At 38.4% G+C, this 24,741-nt stretch carries 24 protein-coding genes and 1 pseudogene; 18 read left to right on the top strand and 7 right to left on the bottom strand.

Features of this window, described 5'->3' with window-relative positions:
* Positions 1 to 157: 157 nt before the first annotated feature.
* Genes recG through bamA form a run of 4 tightly spaced genes read right to left on the bottom strand, consistent with a single transcriptional unit; the run spans position 158 to position 6,664 of the window.
* Entirely contained in the window at positions 158 to 1,951 is a 1,794-nt protein-coding gene (recG, locus tag HDT10_RS09660) for an ATP-dependent DNA helicase RecG (protein ID WP_290882858.1), read from the bottom strand.
* A 12-nt stretch (positions 1,952 to 1,963) separates the two neighbouring features.
* Entirely contained in the window at positions 1,964 to 3,208 is a 1,245-nt protein-coding gene (locus HDT10_RS09665) for a pitrilysin family protein (RefSeq protein ID WP_290882861.1), read from the bottom strand.
* A gap of 55 nt (positions 3,209 to 3,263) precedes the next feature.
* The gene (locus HDT10_RS09670; protein ID WP_290883075.1) at positions 3,264 to 4,367 is read right to left on the bottom strand and encodes a dehypoxanthine futalosine cyclase; all 1,104 of its coding nucleotides are present in this window, start codon (positions 4,365 to 4,367) and stop codon (positions 3,264 to 3,266) included.
* Between the two features lie 41 nt (positions 4,368 to 4,408).
* Positions 4,409 to 6,664: an outer membrane protein assembly factor BamA gene (bamA, locus tag HDT10_RS09675; protein WP_290882864.1), complete on the bottom strand. Its 2,256-nt coding sequence runs from the start codon at positions 6,662 to 6,664 to the stop codon at positions 4,409 to 4,411.
* A gap of 124 nt (positions 6,665 to 6,788) precedes the next feature.
* Here bamA and HDT10_RS09680 point away from each other — a divergent pair, with 124 nt between their 5' ends.
* The 6 genes from HDT10_RS09680 to HDT10_RS09705 all read left to right on the top strand — a co-directional run bounded on the left by HDT10_RS09680 (position 6,789) and on the right by HDT10_RS09705 (position 11,591).
* The gene (locus tag HDT10_RS09680) at positions 6,789 to 7,616 is read left to right on the top strand and encodes a prephenate dehydrogenase (RefSeq protein ID WP_290882865.1); all 828 of its coding nucleotides are present in this window, start codon (positions 6,789 to 6,791) and stop codon (positions 7,614 to 7,616) included.
* 130 nt (positions 7,617 to 7,746) lie between these two features.
* Positions 7,747 to 9,438, top strand: coding sequence for an acetolactate synthase large subunit (locus HDT10_RS09685; RefSeq protein ID WP_290882867.1), 1,692 nt, complete (start codon positions 7,747 to 7,749; stop codon positions 9,436 to 9,438).
* Between the two features lie 3 nt (positions 9,439 to 9,441).
* A complete protein-coding gene (gene ilvN / locus HDT10_RS09690; RefSeq protein WP_290882870.1) occupies positions 9,442 to 9,915 on the top strand; it encodes an acetolactate synthase small subunit in 474 nt (157 codons plus the stop codon).
* An 8-nt stretch (positions 9,916 to 9,923) separates the two neighbouring features.
* Positions 9,924 to 10,925, top strand: coding sequence for a UDP-3-O-(3-hydroxymyristoyl)glucosamine N-acyltransferase (gene lpxD / locus HDT10_RS09695; protein ID WP_290882872.1), 1,002 nt, complete (start codon positions 9,924 to 9,926; stop codon positions 10,923 to 10,925).
* Between the two features lie 88 nt (positions 10,926 to 11,013).
* On the top strand, positions 11,014 to 11,346 hold the full coding sequence (locus tag HDT10_RS09700; protein WP_290882874.1) for a hypothetical protein: 333 nt from the start codon (positions 11,014 to 11,016) through the stop codon (positions 11,344 to 11,346).
* Positions 11,343 to 11,591 (top strand): hypothetical protein, encoded by a 249-nt coding sequence (locus HDT10_RS09705; RefSeq protein WP_290882877.1) that lies wholly within the window; start codon positions 11,343 to 11,345, stop codon positions 11,589 to 11,591. Before HDT10_RS09700 ends, HDT10_RS09705 begins: the two co-directional genes overlap by 4 nt.
* A gap of 99 nt (positions 11,592 to 11,690) precedes the next feature.
* On the opposite strand, the gene msrA is transcribed toward HDT10_RS09705, so the two are convergent.
* From msrA to HDT10_RS09720, 3 genes are all read right to left on the bottom strand, one after another.
* Complete coding sequence (gene msrA / locus HDT10_RS09710) at positions 11,691 to 12,185, bottom strand: peptide-methionine (S)-S-oxide reductase MsrA (RefSeq protein WP_290882879.1); 495 nt, start codon at positions 12,183 to 12,185, stop codon at positions 11,691 to 11,693.
* A gap of 42 nt (positions 12,186 to 12,227) precedes the next feature.
* A complete protein-coding gene (locus tag HDT10_RS09715; protein WP_290882881.1) occupies positions 12,228 to 12,827 on the bottom strand; it encodes a cysteine peptidase family C39 domain-containing protein in 600 nt (199 codons plus the stop codon).
* A gap of 163 nt (positions 12,828 to 12,990) precedes the next feature.
* On the bottom strand, positions 12,991 to 14,031 hold the full coding sequence (locus tag HDT10_RS09720) for a Cj0814 family flagellar-dependent secreted protein (protein WP_290882883.1): 1,041 nt from the start codon (positions 14,029 to 14,031) through the stop codon (positions 12,991 to 12,993).
* A 141-nt stretch (positions 14,032 to 14,172) separates the two neighbouring features.
* On the opposite strand from HDT10_RS09720, the pseudogene HDT10_RS09725 reads away from it, so the two are divergent.
* From HDT10_RS09725 to rimP, 12 genes and pseudogenes are all read left to right on the top strand, one after another.
* Positions 14,173 to 15,029: pseudogene (locus tag HDT10_RS09725) on the top strand (hypothetical protein).
* A gap of 173 nt (positions 15,030 to 15,202) precedes the next feature.
* The gene (locus HDT10_RS09730) at positions 15,203 to 16,024 is read left to right on the top strand and encodes a universal stress protein (protein WP_290882886.1); all 822 of its coding nucleotides are present in this window, start codon (positions 15,203 to 15,205) and stop codon (positions 16,022 to 16,024) included.
* A 137-nt stretch (positions 16,025 to 16,161) separates the two neighbouring features.
* On the top strand, positions 16,162 to 17,445 hold the full coding sequence (locus tag HDT10_RS09735; RefSeq protein WP_290882889.1) for a ComEC/Rec2 family competence protein: 1,284 nt from the start codon (positions 16,162 to 16,164) through the stop codon (positions 17,443 to 17,445).
* Between the two features lie 39 nt (positions 17,446 to 17,484).
* Positions 17,485 to 18,027, top strand: coding sequence for a DUF502 domain-containing protein (locus HDT10_RS09740; protein WP_290882891.1), 543 nt, complete (start codon positions 17,485 to 17,487; stop codon positions 18,025 to 18,027).
* Between the two features lie 3 nt (positions 18,028 to 18,030).
* Complete coding sequence (mqnP, locus tag HDT10_RS09745) at positions 18,031 to 18,888, top strand: menaquinone biosynthesis prenyltransferase MqnP (protein WP_290882894.1); 858 nt, start codon at positions 18,031 to 18,033, stop codon at positions 18,886 to 18,888.
* A gap of 3 nt (positions 18,889 to 18,891) precedes the next feature.
* A complete protein-coding gene (locus tag HDT10_RS09750) occupies positions 18,892 to 19,440 on the top strand; it encodes a hypothetical protein (RefSeq protein WP_290882897.1) in 549 nt (182 codons plus the stop codon).
* Positions 19,430 to 19,990 (top strand): hypothetical protein, encoded by a 561-nt coding sequence (locus HDT10_RS09755; protein ID WP_290882899.1) that lies wholly within the window; start codon positions 19,430 to 19,432, stop codon positions 19,988 to 19,990. The genes HDT10_RS09750 and HDT10_RS09755 overlap by 11 nt, the downstream gene beginning before the upstream one ends.
* A gap of 9 nt (positions 19,991 to 19,999) precedes the next feature.
* On the top strand, positions 20,000 to 20,899 hold the full coding sequence (gene thrB, locus HDT10_RS09760) for a homoserine kinase (RefSeq protein WP_290882902.1): 900 nt from the start codon (positions 20,000 to 20,002) through the stop codon (positions 20,897 to 20,899).
* 37 nt (positions 20,900 to 20,936) lie between these two features.
* Positions 20,937 to 21,164, top strand: a complete 228-nt coding sequence (locus HDT10_RS09765; protein ID WP_290883078.1) for a DUF448 domain-containing protein — start codon at positions 20,937 to 20,939, stop codon at positions 21,162 to 21,164.
* Complete coding sequence (infB, locus tag HDT10_RS09770) at positions 21,157 to 23,925, top strand: translation initiation factor IF-2 (protein ID WP_290882904.1); 2,769 nt, start codon at positions 21,157 to 21,159, stop codon at positions 23,923 to 23,925. The genes HDT10_RS09765 and infB overlap by 8 nt, the downstream gene beginning before the upstream one ends.
* A complete protein-coding gene (gene rbfA, locus HDT10_RS09775) occupies positions 23,925 to 24,296 on the top strand; it encodes a 30S ribosome-binding factor RbfA (protein ID WP_290882907.1) in 372 nt (123 codons plus the stop codon). Before infB ends, rbfA begins: the two co-directional genes overlap by 1 nt.
* Positions 24,293 to 24,739, top strand: coding sequence for a ribosome maturation factor RimP (rimP, locus tag HDT10_RS09780; RefSeq protein WP_290882908.1), 447 nt, complete (start codon positions 24,293 to 24,295; stop codon positions 24,737 to 24,739). Before rbfA ends, rimP begins: the two co-directional genes overlap by 4 nt.
* The last annotated feature ends 2 nt before the right edge of the window (positions 24,740 to 24,741 follow it).

Raw genomic sequence — 24,741 nt, forward strand, 5'->3', positions numbered from 1 at the left:
TGACAAGGGTTTCTTGTTTATCCAATCGTCAGCACTCCTCTTGTTTGGGCTGCAGAGGGGATAGATTCAGTGGGCTTGGAATAGTCTTGACAATAATCACAAGATTGGTAAAAGTCTCGCGTGTAAAATTCCAAATTTTTGCTAATCATACCAAAATTTACGAATCCAATGCGTTTTTTGCTTCTTTGATAATACGCTCATCACTTCCTAAATTCACCCAATGAAATTGCCTACCGCTTTGCACTTCTCCGCTTAATAAATCTCCGCTATTGCGATATTCCAAATCCATTTGTGCGATTTCAAATCCATTTTGGGTTTGGCAAAATCTCCTTAATCTCTCGGTTTCCTTTTGTTTTGTAAATAAAAAGCAATAGCCCCTCAAGCCATTGCGGCTCACTCTCCCACGCAATTGATGTAAAGTCGCTAGCCCTAATCGTTCCGCGCCCACGATGACAATCGTGCTCAAATTTGGCAAGGAGATTCCCACTTCAATTACCGTAGTTGCAAGCAAAATATTGCCACATTCCCGAAATTCCTCCAAAACCTGCTCTTTATTCTTATCCTTGCCGTGTGTGCTATATACATTCTCAAAATTCTTTCTCCAAAACTCCTCACCCTCTTTTAATGCGGTATAATTAGAGTTTTCACTCTCCTCTACTAAGGGATACACAATGATAATTTGATGCTTTTGTTGAATTTCTGCTTTGATGTGCTCTAATAAGTTTTTAAAATCGTTTTTATAGATAACCTTAGTTGTAATGTCTTTTTTAAAAGGTAAATCTCTAATGAAACTAAAATCTAAAAAATTAGATTCTATCATTGCTTGCGTGCGTGGAATCGGCGTTGCAGAAAATTGCAAAATATGCGCACGCCTAGAATCGCAAGCAAACATTTTCTCTAAGGCATTTCTCTGTGCTGTACCAAAGCGATGCTGCTCATCTATCATCACAAGTGCGCAATGACTCAAATCTTGATAAAGCAATGCGTGCGTGCCAATGACAAAATCACTTTGTGCCAAATCCCCGCTTCTATCATTTTGCGTCAGAAGTGCGACTTTTAAGGATTTGGGTAAAAGATTCTTCGCTTCATTGAAAAGCTGCTTTGCCAAAATAGAAGTAGGAGCCATCAGTACGCTACGATGAGGATAAGCAATCATTACACTTGCCAGAATCACAAGGGTTTTCCCACAACCCACATCACCGACAATCACTCTTCTTGCCGATTGATTGCTTTTTAGTGATTCTTGAATCTCACGGATTGCATTGCTTTGTCCTTTTGTAAGCTTAAAAGGCAAGGTTTGTATCCAAGATTCTATTTCTCCATTCAAGGAAGCAAGACTAGGAAAATGCAGTTTCTTTGACCGCAAAATACGCATATATTCATAAATTTCAACAAATTTAATCGCCTCTAAACTTTTGCCAAAGAATCCGTGATTTCTAGTGAAATCTTGCACAAATTTTTCATTTGGATGATAAATTTCCACGAGAGATTCCAAAATCCACAAGGGCACTTGGGAGTAAAATTCTTGCAAAGATTCCAAAGTAATCTCTGCGGCAAATTCCCTTAAACTCTTTTCTTTTACGCCTTTAAAGCCAAAGTTTAGCACAATCCCATCTGTATTTTTTAGCACTTTAGGTTGTAGCAAAGTATAGAATCCCGCCGCATTTTTTTGGAGCTTTCCGCCAACAATGAGTTCAGAATCTATTTTAAAAATGCTCTTATGGTAAGGTTTGGCGTGAAAGATTAACATTTCAATTTCACAATGGAACTTTGGAACAAAGCACAAAGCGCGTGCTGTTGTCTTGAGATTCTTATAATCTCGCACCTCTACTTCCAAAACTACATTTTGATTCAACTCCAAAAATTGGCTTAAAAAAGTATTTGTATAGCCTTTTGGCAAATGGTGCAAAATAGCTTCAAAGGGTGTTTTTCCAAGCTTATCTGAAATCAATCTTAACTCTAGTTAATCTTCTGCACTCACAATAGCAAAACTAAGCTTTTGAATCTCTTTGTGCGTCTTAATGTAATGATTGACTTCTTTTAAAGTGAGTTTTGAAATCTCTTCTAGGACTTTTTTGTTAAAATCCAATGGCAAACCATTATAATAATTATGGAAAGCCGCACCTAGTCTCTGCGAGAGTGTTTCATTGCGCAAAGGCTCACTGCCCAATAAATAATGTTTAGCTTCTTGTAGCTCTTTCTCTGTGATTCCATTTTTGACAAATTCATCTACCACTTCTTGCACAATCTTTTGCGCTTCTTGCTCGTTTTTCAAGCTTGTTTGTAGATACCCTTGCGCCCAAGCTTGCGTACGTGTCGCATTCAATCGCATTACAGCAGAATACGCAAGCCCGCGTTTGACGCGCACTTCCTCTAGCATACGACTACCAAACCCACTTCCACCAAGCACAAAAGACGCTACTTTAAGCAATGCGGATTCTTTCTCCAAATTTGCGACTTCAAGCGGAGCACCAAAATAAATATAAGCTTGCTGCGTCTCCTTTAATAAGCGTTTTGTTTGCATAGAATCGTGCGCAACAATGGGTGTTAATGTGGTAGGCTTCCCTTGAGGTAATTGCTTTAACGCACTTTCTAATTCCTTTGCAACATTCGCAAATTCCATATCTCCGCCCACAATAAGAATCAAAGAGCTTAAATTAATATGTTGCTGGTAGAATTTCTCTATTTCTTTTAGGGTAATTTTGGCAATAGAATCCCGCGTGCCACTTAGAGGAAACTCTAACGCACTCCCTTTAAAAAGTATGGATTTCAAGACGCGACTTGCCTGATAATCATAATCGTTTTCTCTCTCTAAAATCGCCACTAATGAGCTTTCTTTGACTTTTTCCAATGCTTTTTGTGTGAAATTTGGACTATGGAGTAATTCTTTTAAAAGAGAGATTCCGTCCTTTTGCATTGCACTCATTCCGCTTAATGTGAAGCTTAAAGTCTCTAATCCACTCCCTACATTTAATGCAAGAGCTTTTTCCTCTAGTTTTTTAGAAAATCTCGTAACGCCCAATTCCTTCGTTCCCTCATTCAGTAAAGAGCTCGTAATATCGGATAAGCCTAGACTTTTGCCGTTACTTACTCCCCCTGCCCCTTTAAAAATGAGCTGAATATAAAACAAAGGTAACTGCGTGCTTCGCTCATAAATTACAGGAATTTCTACGCCATTTATATGCAAATTTTTTATCTCAATTGCCATCAAACTTCCTTTCAAAAGCCAAAAGCCAAAAAAGATTACGAAAAACTTTTTCACTTTAAAACTGCTCTAAAATATTATATGCTGTGTCGCGTTTGGCTGGAATTTCTCCAATATCACGAATCAACGAAATCATCTCGGCTTGATTCATAGAATTACTAGCCCCTGCTGCTGCGACTACATTTTCTTCCATCATTGTGCTTCCTAAGTCATTTGCTCCAAAGAGTAGCGCGAGCTGCCCAATATGCGAGCCTTGTGTAACCCAACTGCTTTGAATATTTTGAAAATTATCCAAAAAAATCCTACTACACGCAAGAAGTCTTAGATAGCGATTTGATGAGGCTTTGTGCAGATTGGGAAATTCTTTTTGCAATGGAGTAAAAGCAGGTTGAAAACTCCACAAAATAAACGCCCTAAAGCCATTGGTTAAATCCTGCAAATCTCGGATTCTCTCCCAATGTTCTACAATATCTTCATTGCTTTCTACGCTTCCAAACATCATCGTAGCTGTGCTTTTTATCCCTAATTTATGCGCCTCTTTATGCACTTCTATCCATTGGCTACTATCCAATTTTTTAGGTGCAATAATATCACGCACTTTATCACTTAGAATCTCTGCCCCTGCGCCAGGAATAGACGCTAGACCACATTTTTGCAAACGTTCTAACACCTCACGAATAGAAATTTTAGAAATTTTAGAAATGTAATCAATCTCAATAGCAGAGAATCCGTGCAAAGTAATCTGCGGATATTTCTGTGCAATATGCTTCACCAAGTCCTCATACCATTCAATCTTTAAACTTGGATGCACCCCCCCTTGAAAAAGAATCTGTGTGCCACCGATTTCTAACAATTCATCAATTTTTCTATCAATTTCTTCAAAGCTCAAAATATAGGTTTCACTTTCGTTAATGCGCCTTTTAAAGGCGCAAAACTTACAATCCACCCAACAAATATTTGTATAATTAATATTTCTATCCACGACAAAAGTTGTAAGATTATCCGAATGCAATTGCTTTTTGATTCCTAAAGCGCGTTCCCCTAGCTCTTTGAGCGAAGCATTTTGCATTAAATCCAAAATTTCCTCTCTACTGACACGAGGCAATCTCACTTTCACTAATGTATTGGCTTCTTGTGCGTTTTTCGCAAAAACCGCCTGCATTTCTTTTTTGTCATGATGATTAAGTGATTTCATAGGATTCATTAAAATCTCTGCCCCATTGTAAATTCAAACGAGGAAGTATCATCGCCGGGTTTATCATCTAATGCGCGAGGGAATAAGAAGTTGATTGCACCAAGAGGAGAAATCCACTCAATACCCACGCCCACAGAACTACGTCTAATATCATTAATATTATTTTGTCCAATCATTCCAAAATCATAAAATACAAGAAAACGCATCTGCACGGTTTCAAACATGCCATAACTCATTTCTGCTGTATTATAAAACATTTGTTTTCCACCGATTCTCAAGCCATCACGATCGCGTGGAGTAATGGAACGGTTTTGGAATCCTCGCACACTATTGACACCACCCAAATAGAATTTTTCATTGATTGGTAAAAATCCTTCATCTTGTGCATATCCTGCCCGCGCGCGGTATCTAAAAATCAAATCCAAATCCGTCCAATCCTCAATGGATTGATAAAAATTAAATGTCCCATAATACTTAATAAACTCCGCATCGCCTCCGATTCCGGCAAATTCAGTACTACCTGTCAATTTAATTCCACTCTTGGGGAAAAAATAAGCATCTGTGCTATCATAGCTAAGCCCCGGAATCACAGAAGATTTCGCATATCTATCCCCTCTATAATATCTAGTGTAAAGATCGCGAAAATAGGCATTATCAAAGTTAGAAAGTTTAGTTTCTTGGTAAGTGTAACCCAAAGTTAAATCCAACTGATTCCAAATCCTGCGTCCCCCGACTATATTAAAACCTGTCATCATTTCAGTATAATCATAATCATCGTATTCTATTTGATAAATATCTGTTGCAAGTGAATAATCACTATCTAATACTGCGGGATTATAAAGATTCACACGATAAGAATTTGAAACTTCACTTTTATCCAAATAAACACCTGCTGTCAAACCTGTACCAAAAATATTTCGGTCTTTGACAGACACACTCCCCATCAATCCATCGTAGCTTCCATATCCAATACCGAAAGTAAATTCTCCTGTTTTACCCTCTTTGACATTTACAAGCAAATTCACACGTTCTTCATCTATACGTTCTTCTTCAATCTCCACGCTATCAAAGCCACCTGTGCGCATAATAGCATTTTTAGAAAGAGTGATCTTACTCATCTCATATTCATCACCTGGAGACAATAAAACATTGCGACGAATGACGCGATCAAGCGTCCTATTGTTTCCCGAAATTAACACATCGTTAATGGTTACCTTTTTGCCGGGTTGCACATAATACACGATTCTTACTTCGCCATTTTCTTTGTCTTTATCTAAATCTGGCGTTACCCTTGTGAAAGCATAACCCAAATCCCCTATTGCATAGCGAATCGCTTCTGCATCTTTGCGCATAATATCAATGTTAAACTTTTTGCCCTTTTTGGCTTTAATGACATCATATAACTTTTTTATCTCAATCACATCTTCTTCTAATACAATTTCTATTTCGGAAACTTTATATAGCTCCCCTTCGTCAATATAAAAATTAAGCTCTGCCTCATAAGTTGTAAAATCTGTCTTCAAAAAAGGTATGCTAACCTCGGCATCTAAATAGCCTTTTTGCATATACAAATCACGAATCCTATGGCTATCTGTCTCAATCTCATTGACACGTAGCTTTCCATTATTGAATCCCCACATCCAACCAAGAAATTCTCTTTCTTTATTGGCGGTAGCCGCTTCAATGCGTGAGACTTTTAGATTCTCTCTACCATAATAATTGGCTTTTTGAATAATGATTTCTTTTCCTTTATTGATTTCTAGTGTAACTTTCAAGGCGTTAGGAGAAATCTCTTCTGTTTTTGCTTCAACAATCGTATCATAATACCCTTGCGTTTCTAGCAAATCAATGATTTTTTTGCGCACATTAGCAATTTTAGGCTCATCATAAACATCACCCTTTTTAAGTCCAATTTCCTTATCAATCACCTCTTGCTCTTTTCCTGCACCATAACCACTAATAATCAAACTCGCAATCACGGGTTTTTCTACGAAATGATAGGTTAAAATTCCCTCTTCTTCTGTTACCCAAATATCCTTGAAATAACCTTGCGCATAGAAACTATGGATAGAAGCATCTATTTGATTAATATCTAAGGGTGCATTAAGATGAATTTGGGCAATCTCATTAGCAATCAGAGGAGAAATGTAATTTAGTCCAACATAGCGCACTTCTTTGATAATTGGTAATTTTGCCTCTGCAAAGACATAAATTGGGGACAATAAAGTTGCAAAAAATAAAAAAGTTTTAGAAAAAAAACGCATTCTTTAAAAACCTCTTAAGGAAATAATTTTATAAATTTTGCGATTATACCTTTTAGTAGATTAAATAACGCAACTAAAGCTAAAAAAATATATAATTTTGCAAAATTTTGAAATGGACAACTTTATGCAAGTAGGTATTATTGGAATCGGATTAATCGGTGGCTCATTGGGATTGGCATTAAAAGAAACCGGAATGTTTAAAAGAATCGTTGGATTGGATAACAATCCTTTGCACCTCCAACAAGCACTCTCTTTAGGGCTCATAGATGAAAGTGCAGAGCTAGAAGAAATTAAACTCTGTGATGTTATTTTTCTTGCGACACCTGTCGAAGCGATTTTACAAATCTTGCCTAACCTAATTGGCGTTGCACCCCATTGCACGATTATTGATTTAGGAAGCACGAAGCATTTGATTTCTACGAGTATTCCACCAGAGATTCGCAAAAACTTCGTCTGCGCCCACCCAATGAGTGGGACAGAGAATTTCGGACCCAAAGCGGCTTTTAAAGATCTCTTACCACACCATATTTTAGTTTTAACCGACTTAGAGCAAAGCGGGGAATTACAAGTTGCAATGGCTAAGGAAATCTTTGTTGCCTTGAAAATGAATATTATCAAAATGGATTCCAAATCTCACGACAATCACGCCGCTTTCATTAGCCATTTGCCCCACATTATCAGCTATGCACTAGCAAACACCGTGCTTTCACAACAAAACCCAAATGATATTTTAGCTCTTGCAGGTGGAGGATTCAAAGATATGGTTCGGATTGCGAAAAGCTCGCCTAGAATGTGGAGTGATATTTCCAAACAAAATCGCGAAGAGATTTTAAAGTCTTTTGATTTTTTCCAAAAAGAAATCCATTATGCGCAAACGCTCATTCAAGATAAAAAATGGGACGAACTTGAACAATGGATGGCGAAAGCAAACTCATTATATGAAATTTTTTAAAGCCTAAATCAAATTTACTCTAAGCAACACGATTCGGCTTTATCAAAGCATTTCTAAAGCCTTTTTGAAATAGAATAAAGCATTTCTAAAGCCTTTTGAAATAATCAAACAGATAAAATTAGGAGTTTTTATGCAATTAAATGGTTCAGAAATGGTGATTCACGCTCTTAAAAATGAGGGTGTAAAAATCGTCTTTGGCTACCCGGGCGGAGCAGCCTTAAACATTTATGATGAAATTTACAAACAAAAGTTTTTTAAACACATTCTCGCACGACACGAACAAGCTGCCGTGCATGCAGCCGATGGCTATGCAAGAGCAAGTGGAGAAGTGGGCGTTGCTATTGTAACGAGCGGTCCGGGATTCACAAACACAGTAACAAGCATCGCAACTGCCTATGCAGATTCTATTCCCTTAGTCATTATTAGTGCGCAAGTCCCCACAAGCCTCATCGGCACAGATGCGTTTCAAGAAATTGATGCGGTTGGGATTTCGCGTCCTTGCACGAAGCACAATTACCTAGTTAAAACGATTGAAGAGTTGCCCCGCATTCTAAAAGAAGTATTTTATATTGCGCGTAGCGGGCGTCCCGGTCCTGTGCATATTGATATTCCAAAAGACATTACCGCGACACTTGGCACATTTGATTACCCAAAAGAGATTAAATTGCCCACTTATAAACCAACCTATAAGGGCAATCCGCGCCAAATCAAAAAGGTAGCCCAAGCCATTATGGAAGCCCAAAAGCCCCTCTTATACTTGGGTGGAGGTTGCATTGCTTCAGAATCTACCCGATGGATTCGGGAACTCTGTGAGATTACGCATATTCCTGCGGTAAATACCTTTATGGCTTTTGGAATCCTTGATACAAAGAATCCAGATTTCTTAGGTATGGTTGGAATGCACGGAAGCTATGTTGCCAATATGGCGATGAGTGAAGCTGACCTTATCATCGCTCTTGGAGCACGTTTTGACGATAGGGTAACGTGCAAGTTAAGCGAATTTGGGAAATATGCACAAATTATTCATATAGATATTGACCCGAGCAGCATTAGCAAAATCGTAGAAGCCAACTTCCCTATTGTGGGCGATATTAGCAGTGTTTTAGAGGATCTCTTACCTCTCTTGCGCGAAAGCTACACACCGCAAAATATCCTAGCTTGGCGCGAACGTTTAGCACAATATAACAAATTACACCCTTTAAGCTACGAGGATTCCACTTCCCCTCTTAAGCCGCAATGGGTTATTGAAAAAATTGGAGATATTTTAGGCGAAGAGGCGTTCATAAGCACTGATGTAGGACAACACCAAATGTGGACGGCACAATTTTATCCCTTTAGCTTCCCACGCCAATTCATTAGCAGCGGAGGGCTTGGCACAATGGGGTTTGGCTTACCTGCGGCAATGGGTGTCAAATGCGCATTTCCTCAAAAAGTCTCCATTAATATTAGTGGCGATGGTTCTATTTTGATGAATATCCAAGAGCTAATGACTTGTGCCGTGTATGGAATCCCTGTAATTAATATTGTGCTAAATAACAATTATTTGGGTATGGTGCGCCAATGGCAAACATTTTTTTATGACAAGCATTATTCAGAAACCGATTTAAAACAACAACCCGATTTTGTAAAATTGGTAGAATCGTTCGGGGGAGTGGGCTATGTTTGCCAAACAAAAGAGGAATTTATAAATGCCTTGAATGCGGCAATAAAGTCTCAAAAGCCCGCGCTTTTAGATGTGCGGATTGACCGTATGGAAAATGTCTTACCTATGGTGCCCACAGGGGACGCATTATCTAATATGATGTTGGATTATAAGGAGTAAGCAATGGAAATTAGACGCACGATTGCCGTTACCGTTTTGAACGAACACGGTGTTTTGTCCCGCATTAGTGGATTGTTTTCAGGCAGAGGATACAATATAGAATCCCTAACGGTTGCACCGATTTTGGATTCCAATCTCTCACGCATTACGATTGCCACAAAAGGTGATAATAAAGTGCTAGAGCAAATCATTAAACAACTGCACAAGTTAATTCCTGTGCTTAAAGTGCTAGAGAATGAACAAATGATTGAGCAAGAATCTCTGTTGGTAAAGTTCGGATTAGAAAGCAATCTAAGCGAGATTCATACGATTTTTAATGCTTTTAATGGGCGGATTTTAGAGGTTAATGACAAATGTGCTATTTTTGTTGCGTGCGATACACACGCACGCATTAATACGCTCTTAAATGCACTCAAGATTCATAAACCAAAAGACATTACACGAAGCGGAATCCTAGCGATTGAGACTAGCAACTAAGGCAAAATATGAAACTTAAAGACATTGTTGCAATCCTAAGAAAAAACGACATACTAGAATGTGTTTTGCAGTATAATGGCAAGGAATGGGCAGAGATTTCTGACATTTCAGATTCCATTGGGATTTGCGATTTGGAATCCCCTCAAGAAGCCACGAAAGATTCTTTATCATTTTTGGAAAAAGAACAATACTTTGAGCAAGTTTCGCAAAGTTTAGCCAAAGCAATTTTGGTGCGCAAAGCCCATTTGCACACGATTCCACATTCTGCATTTGCTATCCTTTGCGAGAATCCCTATCTTGCAATGGCATATCTCACAGAATACTTCGCCAAACCACTTTTTAGCTCCCAAGAACCGCCCAAAATCAAAGAATCCGCAAAGATTTCCCCCAATGCAGCAATTGGCAATGGTAGTGAGATTGGCGAAAACTGCATTATAATGTCTGGAGTAACGATTGGAGAGAATGTCAAAATCGGCTCAAATTGCGTTTTATTTCCTGGTGTGTGTATTTATAATGACTGCGAAATTGGCAACAATGTCAGAATCCACGCAAATAGCGTCATTGGAAGTGATGGATTCGGCTATGCACATACCAAAGACGGAAAGCATATCAAAATCTACCACAATGGCAAAGCCGTGCTTGAAAATGATGTAGAAATCGGTGCAAATACGACAATTGATAGAGCGGTTTTTGGACAAACAAGAATCAAACAAGGAACAAAAATAGATAATTTGGTGCAAATTGGGCATAATTGTAACATAGGTGAATATTCTATCATCGTTTCACAAGCTGGAATTTCTGGCTCTACCACAACAGGACGCAATGTCGTATTGGGGGGACAAAGTGGCAGTGCGGGGCATTTGCATATCGGCGATTTTACGCAAGTAGGCGCACGAGGCGCAATCAGTAAGAGCTTACCGGCATTTGGGAAATTTTCAGGACACCCGCTCCTACCGATTCAAGATTGGTTAAAACTTCAAGCTCTACTGAAACGAATGCTGAAAAAATAGGGGGGGGGGGGGGCAGAATATTTAATAATACTTTAAATTAATGATTATATAATGTTTATTGCAAAAATTATTTGATGGAGGTCAATTTATGAAAGAAACAGCAGTCTATAAGACAATTCCCTTAAAAGAAAGCAAAGGCGGAACATTAAATTTCGCAGTGATTGAAGAGCCGTATGGCGAAGGAAGCAAACCCGTTGTGAGTATTTGCGTAACATTAAATGAAAAAGAAAGCTGGAAAGTACATATTCCTTTAAGCCAAATCAAAGAAGTGCGCCAAGCTCTAAAAGAAGCGAAAAAAACTCGCAAAAAAGAAAAAAGCAAGGCAAAGAGCAAAGACAAAGAGGTTAAAAAAGCCAAAAAGGCAAAAAATAGCAAAACTGCAACAAAAGAAACAAAAACTACCAAAAAACAAGCACAATGAAACAAAAAATCAAAAAGGTATCTTACACGATTCCATTGCGCGGGGAGCTAGTAAAGAATGGGAGTATCATCGTTTCATTGTTTGATATTCCCAATAAAAAAGATAAAAAATATCAAGCAGTCTCTATTGCAGTGGAATTAGAAAGTGAGGATACACAAGATTCTATGCCAAATAAATGGGAAATTGTTGTTCCTAGAAGTCAAGTCAAAGAACTTCGTCAAGCACTTAAAAAAGTCTGCAAATAGCTTAGATTCTATAATTGAAACCACTAGAAACTTAACTCTATTCTATTAAAGGGCTGCTAAACAAGAGTTATTCTCTTATAGAAGCACAAGAGATTCCACTCATAGAGGACGCAAGGCTGCATTTAAGTCAATATGACAATAGCCTTGTGGATTCTTGGCAAGATATTTTTGATGATAAGATTCTGCGGGATAGAAGTTTTTTAAGATTCCAATTTCTGTAACAATTTTGTCAGGCATTTCTTGCTGATAAGATTCTACAAATTTTTGGATTGTTTCTAGCGTCTTAGAATCTTTAGCATAAATGCCGCTTCGGTATTGTGTGCCAACATCGTTGCCTTGATAATTTAAGGCAAAAGGGTCAATAATGCTAAAAAATCGCGCAAGTATTTCATTAAGGCTTAATACCGCCTCTTCAAACACGAGTTCTAATGTCTCTACTGCACAGGTTGCGCCACTACAAACTTCTTCATAGCTTGGAGATTCTCTCTTAGAATTTGCATAACCCACTTGAGATTCTATCACGCCGCAAAGTTTATCAAAATAAGCTTGCACGCCCCAAAAACAACCGCCCGCCAAATAAATCGTCCGCCACATTGAAACTCCCTAATGAAATTTGTAATATTGACTTAATAAAAATTAATATAGACTAAAAGGAGAAAAATTTAGATTCAAGGCATTGGGCAATTTTAAATCCAATGGATTTAATTTCTTTTGAGGCGCGACAACCAGAGCATACCCACCTTTCTTATCTCTATCCCAGATACTAAAAAACTGCCTTTTAGAGCTAATATACTCCCCGAAACTTGGGTCAAACACTTGTAAATAATTGCCATTGTAGTTAATAATTACCACAAAATGCGGGTATCTTGGGTCATTTTCAATTTTTACCAATATTGGAATATGGAGAAATTTATCCAAAAGCTCTCTTTGGATAAGATAGGCATTGCTGCTAAACCCCAACTTTTGCACTGCTTCACCCAAATCTGCAAAGCTTACCCTATCGGTATTCATCTTGCTTTCGCTCATTAGTTTTATCATTTCTAACTCGTTGAAGTTTTTATCCTCAAGTAGATTCAAAAGCGTAGCCAATCCTGCCGCACCACAGGATTCCCCATAAGTTTGCCTTACCACCCTTTGATTTTTAATCTCTTGGTAAGATTTAGCGATAAATTCAGCTTGCGCCACATTTAATAATAGACAAAAGATAAAGCAAATCCTGCTGAAATTTTCTTGCATATTTTTGCACCAAACTCCTATAATTTTGAATTGTGAAAGCTTACAATTAAATCAAATCTCTATATCTAGTTTTCCTAAATTCGCTTTGCTCTTCACCTAAAGATTCACCAAAATCTTATTTTATAGAATCCTTAATTGATTATCATTGTAAGTCTTTAGGCATTCATATCAAAATTTTTGATATTTTGCGCTTTCTTTCTAATTCCTCAAGGCTTAGCTTTTGTTGCTCTTGCAATTCTTCAAAAAACATTTGTAAAGGGTCTTTATAGTTTTTTACATACTCTTCCCATTCTTTATCTGCTCTAAGACTTTCTTCGCTTCTTTTAATTTTAAGAGGTCGCGGTCCTGTAACATAAAATTCTCCTTTAGTGCTTGTTTGGTCTTTTGAAGCATCATAATTGATAATTTCTATATAAGACATTGACTTATCATACCCTTGGGATTTACCATTTGCAGTTGCCTCACCCTCTCTTGTATGGAGATTTGCATTGATAACGCCAATTAGCAATCCACCCTTTGTGATAGAGCCATCGGGATTTGTGTATTTGTCCCTTGTCATATCGAAATGCACATTGCTTGTCGCACCACCATTTGCATTATTAAAAACATCTGTGGTGGGATTTGTAGGTGAGCTATTATAAAATAGGCTACTAATATTCATTCTATCAGGTCGTCCGCCTATTGGAGTACTCCAATACATAGAATGGTTGGTAAAATCTACAATATTGCTATAAACTTCGCTTACTTGCATAGTTTGCGTATCAAACTTATATCCCTGCGGAAATTTGGCAATCTCTTCAGCACTAAAGCTATCTTTGGAATTTAGCACATTTTCACCTACAACTTGCAAGAGAATCTTATAAGCATTCCCAACTGTTTTTGCTATATCAAGATTCCTATAAATTCTCATAGGGTTTTTTGTCTTATCTGTCATTGTATTTACCAAACTCTCCATTGTGCTTGAATGGATTTTATAATCACTTGGGATTCCAGCTGCTTTATTAAATTCCTCTGTGAAATATCCATCTTTATCCACCGCATAGCCTAAAACCTGATTGGTGGAGATTTTAAACAAATCCTTGCTAGAAACCAAATCAGTATTTAAGTTTTGATTAGAGGAATGATGATTTTCTTGCTTTATGCGCACGCTATTCTTTAAATTGATTAGAGGGTTATTATAACTTGAGTTGATAGAATTTATCATTTTAACCTCCTAATGTCATTTATGATAGTATCGTCCGTTCTAACGAAAAGTAAAGATTTGCGTCAAGGATTTCCTATAAAATTGGAATAAAAATTGCTGCCTTGTTACAATTATAGAATATTTTAGATTTGGAAGATTGCAATGTTTAAGAAAATATTGTTAGGGATTTTGGCTTGTGCTTTGCCGCTTTTGGCTTCAGATGAATTAAATATTGATAGTCTCTTAATAAAGAAAATTGGACTTAGAAGTATCACTAATGTTTCTCTTCTAAGCTCTGGGAATGCGAACTCTTATTCCTTGTATCCCAATCTAAGCATTACAGGAGACCCAACGGTTTGAAATGATACGAAGCAACTAAGTTAAACCAAACCTTTATCTATACCTTACACCCGAAATTTGACTTGCTTGTTGCGGGCAATGGAAGCTATGCGAGACAAGAATTTACAAACTTTTTCACAGGTGATTATTCGCATACCGATAAAACAATCTTCAATTCTTTGTGATTGGGATTTATTTATACCGCGGATAGCATTGCGGATTTTGTGCCACAAATCACCTTTCAAACCTCAATTATCCAACGAGAAGCATTTATTAGAGAGGATAAAAATTTTTATCTCAAATCCCAAAATTTGCAAGCGACTTTGAGAGGATACAGTGACCCTGTGGTTTATGGAATCTATGGAGGATTTGGCTATAACGCAAAGAGGAAGTTTGAGTTCGCAAGGGTAGAATATGGAAACAGCTTTTATGTGGGCGGGGATTTGTCTATTATTTTAAGCCCCAAGATTACTTTAGACTTGGGAGCAGAGCAGAGATTCCAAACCGAACAAAAGATTAATGGATACCAAAATTCCGAACTCCGCTCTATCCCTACCCTAAGCGTTGGCTCAACTTATAGCGTCAATTCGGACACCGCTGTTTCTGTGAGTGCAAGCTTCGGCGGAAGTTCTGCCGCCCCTGATGCAATCTTTGGTGTGAGTTTGTGGAAAAAGTTTTAAGCTAAGCAAATGTATTTGCAATAAGAATCCCCCCCAAAAAAACCCTTAAGTGAGAATGTGGATTCTACACATTTGCACGTCAATTTATCTTAATAAACATATAAAAATTATCATTTTAAATCTATTTGCAGTATAATATTAAGAATATCTAAACACAAACAAAGGCTCATCTTATGAAAAATAGAATCGTTGTCGCAACAGACTTTTCACAAAGCAGTTTGACTGCGCTTACTAAAGCAATGTTTTTAGCCAAAAAACAAAAATTTACGCTTGATGTCGTGCATGTCGTAGAGTATTCCATTTTCCACGACCCCAAAAAAGACAAAAAGGTAGGCAAAGAAGCACTTGCGAAATTTATTGCGGATAATTTCCCAACTCCTGAAGTAGAAATCTCGCAATTTTGCTATGTCGGCACAATCCATAAAGAAATCAACAAACACGCCAAAAGTCGCGAATGTCGTTTGTTGTTCGTTGGTGCGACAGGTGAAACTCAATATTTAACAGAAGTTTTACTTGGTTCAGTAACCAAAAAAATTATCCGAAATTCCAAACTTCCTGTCCTTGTAGTCAAAAATGAGGCACTTCCAGACTATGTGAATATTTTTTCACCCACAGACTTTTCTGATGATTCCTTAAAAGTTGCCAAAACTGCAAGAAAAATCTTCCCAGAAGCTAATTTGGTCTTCTATCATATGATTTCTCGCCCATTTGAATTGCGTTTAGGACGTTATGGCGCAGACGATGACCAGATTTCTAAATTTAACAAAAGCGCAGAAGAAAAAGCAAGGGAATATTCCAAAGAATTTTTAAGTCATTTCACAGGCAAAAACGAAATGGTGCTAGATAGCGGTATTCTTTCCTATACGCGCCTTTTAAGTGTAGCAGAATCCAAAAATGTTTCACTCATCGCACTGCCAACAAATGGAAAAGTTAGCTTTTTTGCACTAGATGTATTGCAAAACGCCCACGTAGATGTGCTAATTTGGAAATTCTAACTACCTCTTAGCAAAATGCAAAGGAGATAGCCAAATTCCCTAAACCTCTTGCGTGCTTAGAGTGCGTTTAGCTTGTAGTGGAATTATAATATAGAATCGCAAAGGGGATTATGGATTCCACCTGCAAGGGCGTATCAATGCAAAACCTTTCACCACCTTTGTTTTTCAATTTAAAAGAGCGTCTAATTTTTACTCTCTTTTTATGTCTGGTTTTGGGTTGCACGCTTGGTTTTAAATTCTATCAATTCCATACCCTAAAATCTCAACAAAATCCCCAAATCACCGCACAAGTCCTCTTGCAATATTTAAAAAGCAAAGACGATAAAACTTATTTTGTATTGAAGCTAAAAAGTGATTTTGGTGTTTTTTATACCACTTCACGCGAAGATTTGCAAGACTTAAAATACCGCTTCCTTTCCTTGCGCATTATGCTAGATAAAGTTTCTTTTGGGGAATTTCTACACAGATTCTATGCCCCGAGTTTCAATCTCGTTTTGCTCCCCAATCAAGACTTCAAAACACCCTTGAGAGAGGCGATTCTAAATCAGCATGACACGCAACTAATGGGCGAGTATTACTTGGCACTTTTTCTATCAGATAGCTTGCCACAGGCTTGGCGCACTTTGGCTCAAAGCTATGGAATCTCGCATATATTCGCTATTTCTGGATTCCACACGGGCATTTTAAGTGCTGTGGGATTTCTCCTTTTGGGATTCCTTTATAAACCCTTTCATCGGAGATTCTTTCCTTATCGCAATGCCTTTTTTGATATGGGATTCTTAGTGCTTTTAGGGCTAATTGCATATTATTTTTTACTCACACAATCTCCCTCATATTTGCGTGCTCTGACAATGAGTTGTGTAACATTTTTTCTATTATGGCGCGGATTAGATGTGTTGCGTTTAGAATCTTTTGCGTGGTGTGTTCTCTCCTTGCTTGCATTTTTCCCGCAACTGATTTTTTCTGTGGGGTTTTATTTCTCTAGCTTGGGGGTTTTATATATCTTTTTGTTTTTCAAATACTTTAAAATTCCTAAAAACTTGATTGGCAGATTCCTTTATGGCGCGCTCTTAAACGCTTCAACTTTTTTCTTAATGGGGATTGTGGTGTATTATTTTTTCCCTTATTTCTCCCCCCTATCTCTTTTCTCACTCCTCATTACACCGCTTTTTATCCTTTACTATCCCTTAGAATTACTGCTCCATTTGTTTGGTATGGGTGGGATTCTGGATTCCCTTTTGCTTGCGTGGGTAAATTTCAAAACGTACACTATTATCTTACAACCCGACCTCATAACATTTGCATTGTGCAATCTATTGACGCTTTTAGGAGTTTTTTATCTCCGTGCCTTTCTCGCTCTTTTGATTCTTAATTTGGCGTATTATGGCTATGGAATCTATTTGTATTTTTATGGATTTTAAGCTAAAATGCAAAGATTATTTAAATTTTAAGGTTAATGCGTGAATCAAATCATCTCCAAAGTCAGCAAAGGTTTGCTTGCGATTCTACCCTTTTTATTGCTCTTTTGGATTTTCTCTTTTGTCTATGAATTTTGTGCTAAAATCTTTTATTTTATTTTTGGAATCACAAACGCCAATCTTTTTGTTACCCTTTTAATCTTTGCTTCAAGCCTCGCTCTACTCTATTACATTGGAGTTTTAATAGAAAAAAACAAAGAAGTTTTAGGGATTAAAATCACCGAAATCATTATCGCAAAGATTCCTTTTGTCAAAAGCGTTTATTCTGGAATCAAGGAAGTTTTAAACATCTTTTTGGGCAAAAATGAAGAAGGTTATTTGGGGGTTGCCTACATTGATGTCGGCAATATGGAGCTTATAGGCTTTATTACTAAAGAGGAGGGAGAAAAGTTTTATGTCTTCGTGCCAACGACTCCCAATCCTACTTCAGGTTTTCTACTAAAGCTTCCAAAAAGTCAAGTCAGGCTTTCGGATTTATCTGTCAGTGATGGATTCAAAAAAATCATTTCTCTAGGCGTAAAATAAACAATGCAAATCCAACAAAAACTAAAAGACTTAAGCGAACTTGTAATGTTTCAGCATAGCGTGTTTTCTATGCCCTTTATTTTCATCGCTATGCTTGTAGCGGCAAATGGTTGGTTTGGTTGGAAATTATTTATTTTTGGCGTGATTGCAACGATTAGTGCGCGTAATTTTGCAATGGCATTTAACCGCTATGCAGACCGCAAATTTGACCGCACCAACCCACGCACCAAGAATCGCCCAAGCGTAGATGGCAGAATCTCCCCCCATACAATGCTTATTTTTATCTGCGTTAATGCAATCATCTTCGTCCTTATGGGTTACTGTATCAATGATTTATGCTTCTATCTCTCTGTCCCTATTCTCATTATCCTTGCAAGCTATTCACTCATCAAACGTTTTTCAAGTCTAGCACACTTAGTTCTTGGGCTCTCTTTGGGGCTAGCTCCCATTGCGGGTGTCGCTGCCACAAGCGGAGAGATTCCACTATGGAGCATTTATTTATGTGCGGGAGTGCTGTTTTGGGTTGCGGGATTTGATTTACTCTACGCCCTACAAGACATTGAACACGATAAAAAGGAGGGATTATACTCCATTCCTAGCGTCTTTGGCATTACGAAAACACTATGGTTTTCAAGACTTTTTCACCTGATGACGCTTGTCTTTTGGGGATTATTCATCATAGAATCTCATCGCAACTTTTGGATGTGGGTTGGGCTTGGGATTGCAGTTATTGCCCTATTTTTTGAACAATATCTAGTCTCTAAAAACTTCCAAAACATTCCGCGTGCGTTTTTTACGATTAATGCCTATCTTGGAATCGCATTGTTGGGGTTTTGCATCTTAGATTTGATTTTAGGATAAGTCGTGGAAAATTTTGCCAAAAGTCGCCTAATCCATACTGCCTTAAAGATTGAATTTGACAAAGCGCATACCAATGCAGAATCCTACGCGCTAGAGTTTAATAAGCTTACACAAAGCGATGAAGACCCTATTGGCGAATGGTTGCGCCTAATGCGCGCCAAAAGGGGAAATTTAGAGGGTGAAAATGCAGTGATTCTGGAGCTTTTGGTAGAAATCTACCGCAAGATAGAATCATTAGAATCTCGCATAGAGGGCAACACGAAAGCCTATGTGCCGCTAGGAAATCAAGGCTTGATTGATACGATTGGACACGGCTGCTTCGCTCTTTTAGATACAAACCTTTTAGAAAATACGCTTTATTATGGTAGAATAGAGCTTCCAACTTTCCCTACTCGTATTGTGCCTGTTTATTTTGTCTATCATTCAGAGCTTGCTTGGATTGAACAAATCCACGCAAGAGACGAAATAGAATGGGACGGCTATGTCGCAGGAAAAGAACGTGCGTTAATTCGCTCACTTAAACTCAACAAAAAGGCAAGTGATGATAAATGATGCAAATCTACTACTTTGGGGCGGAATCGGGATTGCCGTAGTCTTTGTTTTACTGATTATATATTTATATCTCAAAGAGGGAGAAAACGCCAAACGCGCACGTCGCTATGAAAAATCCATTGAAGAACTCAACAAAGAAGTCTATCGCTTGCAAAAAAGAATCAAAGAACAAGGAAGTGAGCTAGAACACTTCAAAACCAGCATTAAAGCACAAATTTATCAAGACACACGCTTAGAAATGAAAAATCTCCTAGATTCTAATCTCCACACACAAATTATGCCCATTAAAGTAGAAATGGAATCCCTCAAAACACAATGGAATGAATGCAAAAATAACCTAGACAATACAGAAGAATTAGAAAACAAGATTTTTCGCTTAGAAGAAAGATTAAAAGAGTTTGTTTATACTCCAAGCAATCCTACAAATATTGATGAGGGACGCATTATTTCAATGTTTAAAGATGGTTGGAGCATAGATTCCATTGCCAAAGAATTGCGCATTGGCAAGGGTGAAGTAGAATTTACGCTTAAATTCGCAAATCTAAAATAAAGGAATACAATGGAGTTTCGCGTGCCTGCAACAAGTGCGAACTTGGGACCGGGCTTTGATAGTTTGGGGCTTGCTTTGGGGCTTTATAATCGCTTCAGCCTAAAGCCCTCCAAATTCACTTCTATTCAGATTCACGGAGAGGGCGCAAAGAATCCCAAACTACGCGTGGATAATGTGTTTGTCAGAATCTTTAACGAGCAGCTTAAAAAGCTAACAGGCAAAACCTTGCATTTCAAATTTACCTTTGATAATTCTATTCCAATTTCACGCGGTTTAGGGAGTAGTTCGGCGGTGATTATCGGGGCAATTAGCGCGGCTTTTAAGGTGGCAAATGTTCCGCTAGATAAACAAAAGATTTTAAATCTAGCCCTCAATTATGAATCCCACCCAGATAATATTACGCCTGCTTGTATGGGAGGATTTAATGTGTGTATGCTTACGCAACAAAATCAAGAAGTGCGCTTTATCCGCGCTTCCTTACCCGATTCTATCCAAGCGGTTGTCGTTATTCCCAATCAATCTATTTCAACCCATTTGTCGCGCCAAACTTTGCCCAAAAAATACAACCAAAAAGACGCTGTCTTTAATCTCTCCCACTCAAGCGTTCTTGCAAGTGCCTTTATCACGCAAAGTTTTGAGCTATTGCGTGAAGCAAGTATGGATAGATTCCACCAATATTATCGTATGAAACAGATTCCATTGCTCTTTGAGGTGCAAAAATGCGCCCTCTCTTCTGGTGCGCTGATGAGCACACTCTCGGGGAGCGGTTCAACCTTTTTTAACCTCTGTTATAAAGAAGATAGTGCGAGATTGTATGAAATCTTAAGCAAAAAATTCTCAAAACTTAAAGTTCTAACGCTAAATTTTGACAATCTTGGCGTTGTTTTTGATGATGAATTTAAGTTTTAGCTTGTTATAATTAAAGTCTATGTCTAATCCAATTAGAATGTGTGTCGTATGTAGAGGACGCTTTCCACAAGCACAATTAATCCGCTTGCAATACAAAGACTCTGTATTAATACGCTTTCAAGGCAAAGGTAGAAGTTTTTATCTTTGTCCTCATTGCAAAGAAACGCCCAAAACTAGCGATTGCATCGCAAAAATTTGTAAATTAGATAAAAAACACAAAGAAACCATTAAATTTGCATTAAAGGAGATTTTTCTATATGGATAAAATCCGTATTAGTGAGATTGCTAAAGAGCTAGGTAAAACCAGCAAAGAAGTGCTACAAAAAGCCCAAGAACTAGGTTTTGAATCCAAAACTGCTTCCAGTAGTGTTACCACAGAGCAAGCGGAAATATTGTATAACTATATCCTCTATGGAGTCAGTCCCGTTGCGGAATCCAAAACAAAAGATTCCAAAGAAAGCAAAAAAACAAAAACCAAAAAGGCAGCCGAAGAAACCAAAGACAAAACACAAAAAAAAGCCCAAGAGAAAACAAAAGCTACCACCAAAACCGCGAGCAAGACCCCCAAAACACAAAAAGAATCCAAAACAACAAAAACCAAAAAAGATTCCGCTAAAACAAGCCTAGAATCAGACCAAGCAATCCAAGAAGATGTGCAAAAAGTCATTCAAGAATTTCAAGATTTTTTAGAAACACCTCTCCGCGCAAGTGATACCTTTCAAGAAGCCCCAGCAGAAACCGAAACGAAATCCAAAAAGCTAGAGTCTGACGCAGACAAAAGCAGACTGCAAACCCAAGCCCCCAAAGAAAATCCGGCAATCAAGCGCACCGGCTTAAGAATCGTCAAGAAACGTGATGTGCGCGAAAGTTATGAAGAAGCACCCAAACAAGAGATACACAAAGAATCTCCACGCACTTTGCAAGATTTATTAGGCAACCTAGAAGAACACCAAGTGCGCAATAAAGACAAAAAAAAGAAAAAAGAAAAACCCAGCATTCATACAAGCAAGAATCTAGGGCAGCAGAAAATAGATTTGTTGGATAATAGAGAGTTTTATAGCTCTCACGATGATGAGGAAGAAGATATTATCTTGTTTGATTTGAGTGTGCAAGATGAGCGCAATATGGAAGAAGAAGACAATGAGCGCAAAGCTACCACAGAACGTATTAAAATCCAACGACATAATCCCTTTATGGAACAAGGTAGCACGCGTAGATTTAGTCGCAAAAAAACCCCTAAGGTGCAAAAAGTGCAGGAAGTCATCAGCGGCATAGTAAAAATCCCTGAAGAAATCCGCGCTTATGAATTTGCTGAAAAAGTCGGGAGAAACACCGGAGAAGTGATTAAGGTGCTCTTTAGTCTTGGTATGATGGTAACCAAAAACGATTTTTTAGAAAAAGACGCGATTGAGATTCTAGCGGAGGAATTTGGAATCCAAATTGAGATTATCAGCAATGCCGAAGAGTTAGATTACACCCATTTAGACGCAAGTGATGAAAACGAAAAAGACTTGATAACGCGTGCGCCTGTCGTTACAATTATGGGGCACGTAGACCACGGGAAAACTTCCTTGCTAGATTATATTAGAAATACCAAAATAGCGCACGGAGAAGCAGGCGGAATCACGCAACATATCGGTGCTTACACGATTCACAAAAACGACAAACAAATTACCTTTATTGACACTCCCGGACACGAAGCATTTAGCGAAATGCGTGCAAGAGGAGCACAAGTAACTGACATTGCAATTATCGTCATCGCCGCAGATGATGGCGTCAAGCCTCAAACGATTGAGGCTCTCAACCACGCTAAAGCTGCCAATGCACCTATTATCATTGCGGTAAATAAAATTGACAAACCCGAAGCAAACCCCGATAAACTTAAAGCAGAAGCTGCGGAACTTGGCTTCACTCCATTAGAATGGGGCGGAGAATATGAATTTGTTCCTATTTCAGCTAAGACGGGCGAGGGAATTAACGACTTACTAGAAACGATTCTATTGCAAGCGGAGATTTTAGAACTCAAAGCCAATCCAAACAAATCTGCACGCGCTATCGTGATTGAAAGTAGTCTTGAAAAAGGCAAAGGACCTGTTGCAACTCTCATCGTCCAAAACGGAACTTTGCGCATAGGGGATAGTATCATTGCCGACACTGCGTTTGGACGCGTGCGTGCAATTAGTGATGATATGGGCAAATCTATCACAAAAATTTCTCCATCAGGCGTAGGAGTGATTACGGGGCTAAACGAAGTGCCACCTGCTGGCTCTGTTTTACTCGCAGTAGAAAACGACAATATTGCGAGAGATTATGCGCAAAAACGCGCAGCACACTTGCGACAAAAAGAGCTTTCTCACTCTACAAAAGTATCCTTTGATGAGCTTAGCTCTATGGTGGCACAAGGGCAACTCAAAAGCCTGCCCGTGATTATCAAAGCAGACGCGCAAGGAAGCTTAGAAGCAATTCGTGGAAGCCTAGAAAAACTCCAAAATGAGGAAGTCAAAGTCAATATTATCCACAAAGGAGTGGGTGGCATCACAGAGAGTGATTTAGCCCTTGCGGGTGCAAGTGCGAATTGTGTGATTTTAGGATTCAATGTGCGCCCGACAGGAAGTGTCAAAAACAAAGCAAAAGAATTAGGAGTGCAAATCAAAACTTATTCTATCATCTATGCACTTCTTGATGACATTAAAGCCTTGCTTGGTGGTCTGCTCTCTCCTGTGTTAGAAGAAGAGAATACAGGACAAGCCGAAGTGCGTGAGACATTTAATATCGCCAAAGTCGGAACGATTGCGGGTTGCTTCGTAACCGATGGCGTCATTCAAAGAGGAATCAAGGTGCGCCTTATCCGCAATGGCGTCGTAATCCATAATGGCAATATTGCTTCCTTAAAACGTTTCAAAGATGACGCGCGCGAAGTGGCAAAAGGCTTTGAATGCGGCATTATGTTAGAGGATTATAACGACATTCAAATCGGCGATGTCTTTGAGACTTATAAAGAAGTGGAAAAACAAAGGACGTTTTAATGCAAGACATTAAGCTTGCCCGCACACAATCTTTACTAAAAGAGATTCTGCCTAGTGCATTGGCAAATCTCAAGGATACGCGTTTAAATTCTCTGAATATTGTAGATGTGAAATGCTCACGTGGCAAATATTCCGCTGAAGTCTTTTTAAATGCCCCTTTTGCAAACGAGCAAGAAAAAAGAGAAATTCTTACGCAACTCAAAAAGGCACACGGAATCATCAAGGAATATTGCCTAGAAGAAACGGGCTGGTTTCGTTGTCCAAACTTCAAATTCAGCTTTGATATGACATTAGAGCAAGAAAATCGTTTAGATGCAATCTTCCAAACAATCCAAAAAGAGCGCGAAAGCAAACAAAAGGAGCATTTATGACGCTCTCACCTGCCCTAGAAAGTCAGATTCAGCAGTTAATAGAAAGTTTGGGCTTCGCACTTTATGACATTATTGCGCTTAAAGAAAACGAAAACCAAATCCTACGCGTTTGCATTACCAAACCAAACCCACAAGAAACCCACAAGATTACCCTTGAGGATTGCCAAGAAGTCAGCCTCGCCCTCTCACCCTTATTAGATGTTGAAATGCCTGATTCTAAAAAGTATTTCCTAGAAGTCAGCTCGCCGGGCATTGAGCGCACACTCAAGACGCAAATGCACTATCAAAGTGCCATAGGCGAGCTTGTAAAAGTGCGAACAATAGACAAAAAAGAGTTCAAGGGCAAACTCTTGCAGGTGAATGAAAACGCTCTTATTTTGGAGAATCACCAAAGCATTCCAATAGATTCTATTAAAAAAGCACAAACTTATTTTGAATGGTAGAA

This window comes from Helicobacter sp., from assembly GCF_014799995.1.
Classification (GTDB): Bacteria; Campylobacterota; Campylobacteria; order Campylobacterales; family Helicobacteraceae; genus Helicobacter_D.

Bases quoted from the DNA above. Each gene is read 5' to 3' on its own strand.
- HDT10_RS09685 (WP_290882867.1), top strand. From the start codon at position 7,747: ATGCAATTAAATGGTTCAGAAATGGTGATTCACGCTCTTAAAAATGAG.
- HDT10_RS09730 (WP_290882886.1), top strand. From the start codon at position 15,203: ATGAAAAATAGAATCGTTGTCGCAACAGACTTTTCACAAAGCAGTTTG.
- HDT10_RS09700 (WP_290882874.1), top strand. From the start codon at position 11,014: ATGAAAGAAACAGCAGTCTATAAGACAATTCCCTTAAAAGAAAGCAAA.
- rimP (WP_290882908.1), top strand. From the start codon at position 24,293: ATGACGCTCTCACCTGCCCTAGAAAGTCAGATTCAGCAGTTAATAGAA.
- rbfA (WP_290882907.1), top strand. From the start codon at position 23,925: ATGCAAGACATTAAGCTTGCCCGCACACAATCTTTACTAAAAGAGATT.
- mqnP (WP_290882894.1), top strand. From the start codon at position 18,031: ATGCAAATCCAACAAAAACTAAAAGACTTAAGCGAACTTGTAATGTTT.
- bamA (WP_290882864.1), bottom strand. From the start codon at position 6,664: ATGCGTTTTTTTTCTAAAACTTTTTTATTTTTTGCAACTTTATTGTCC.
- HDT10_RS09670 (WP_290883075.1), bottom strand. From the start codon at position 4,367: ATGCAGGCGGTTTTTGCGAAAAACGCACAAGAAGCCAATACATTAGTG.
- HDT10_RS09665 (WP_290882861.1), bottom strand. From the start codon at position 3,208: ATGGCAATTGAGATAAAAAATTTGCATATAAATGGCGTAGAAATTCCT.
- HDT10_RS09720 (WP_290882883.1), bottom strand. From the start codon at position 14,031: ATGATAAATTCTATCAACTCAAGTTATAATAACCCTCTAATCAATTTA.
- infB (WP_290882904.1), top strand. From the start codon at position 21,157: ATGGATAAAATCCGTATTAGTGAGATTGCTAAAGAGCTAGGTAAAACC.
- HDT10_RS09735 (WP_290882889.1), top strand. From the start codon at position 16,162: ATGCAAAACCTTTCACCACCTTTGTTTTTCAATTTAAAAGAGCGTCTA.
- HDT10_RS09755 (WP_290882899.1), top strand. From the start codon at position 19,430: ATGATAAATGATGCAAATCTACTACTTTGGGGCGGAATCGGGATTGCC.
- HDT10_RS09765 (WP_290883078.1), top strand. From the start codon at position 20,937: ATGTGTGTCGTATGTAGAGGACGCTTTCCACAAGCACAATTAATCCGC.
- lpxD (WP_290882872.1), top strand. From the start codon at position 9,924: ATGAAACTTAAAGACATTGTTGCAATCCTAAGAAAAAACGACATACTA.
- HDT10_RS09705 (WP_290882877.1), top strand. From the start codon at position 11,343: ATGAAACAAAAAATCAAAAAGGTATCTTACACGATTCCATTGCGCGGG.
- ilvN (WP_290882870.1), top strand. From the start codon at position 9,442: ATGGAAATTAGACGCACGATTGCCGTTACCGTTTTGAACGAACACGGT.
- HDT10_RS09680 (WP_290882865.1), top strand. From the start codon at position 6,789: ATGCAAGTAGGTATTATTGGAATCGGATTAATCGGTGGCTCATTGGGA.
- HDT10_RS09715 (WP_290882881.1), bottom strand. From the start codon at position 12,827: ATGCAAGAAAATTTCAGCAGGATTTGCTTTATCTTTTGTCTATTATTA.
- msrA (WP_290882879.1), bottom strand. From the start codon at position 12,185: ATGTGGCGGACGATTTATTTGGCGGGCGGTTGTTTTTGGGGCGTGCAA.
- thrB (WP_290882902.1), top strand. From the start codon at position 20,000: ATGGAGTTTCGCGTGCCTGCAACAAGTGCGAACTTGGGACCGGGCTTT.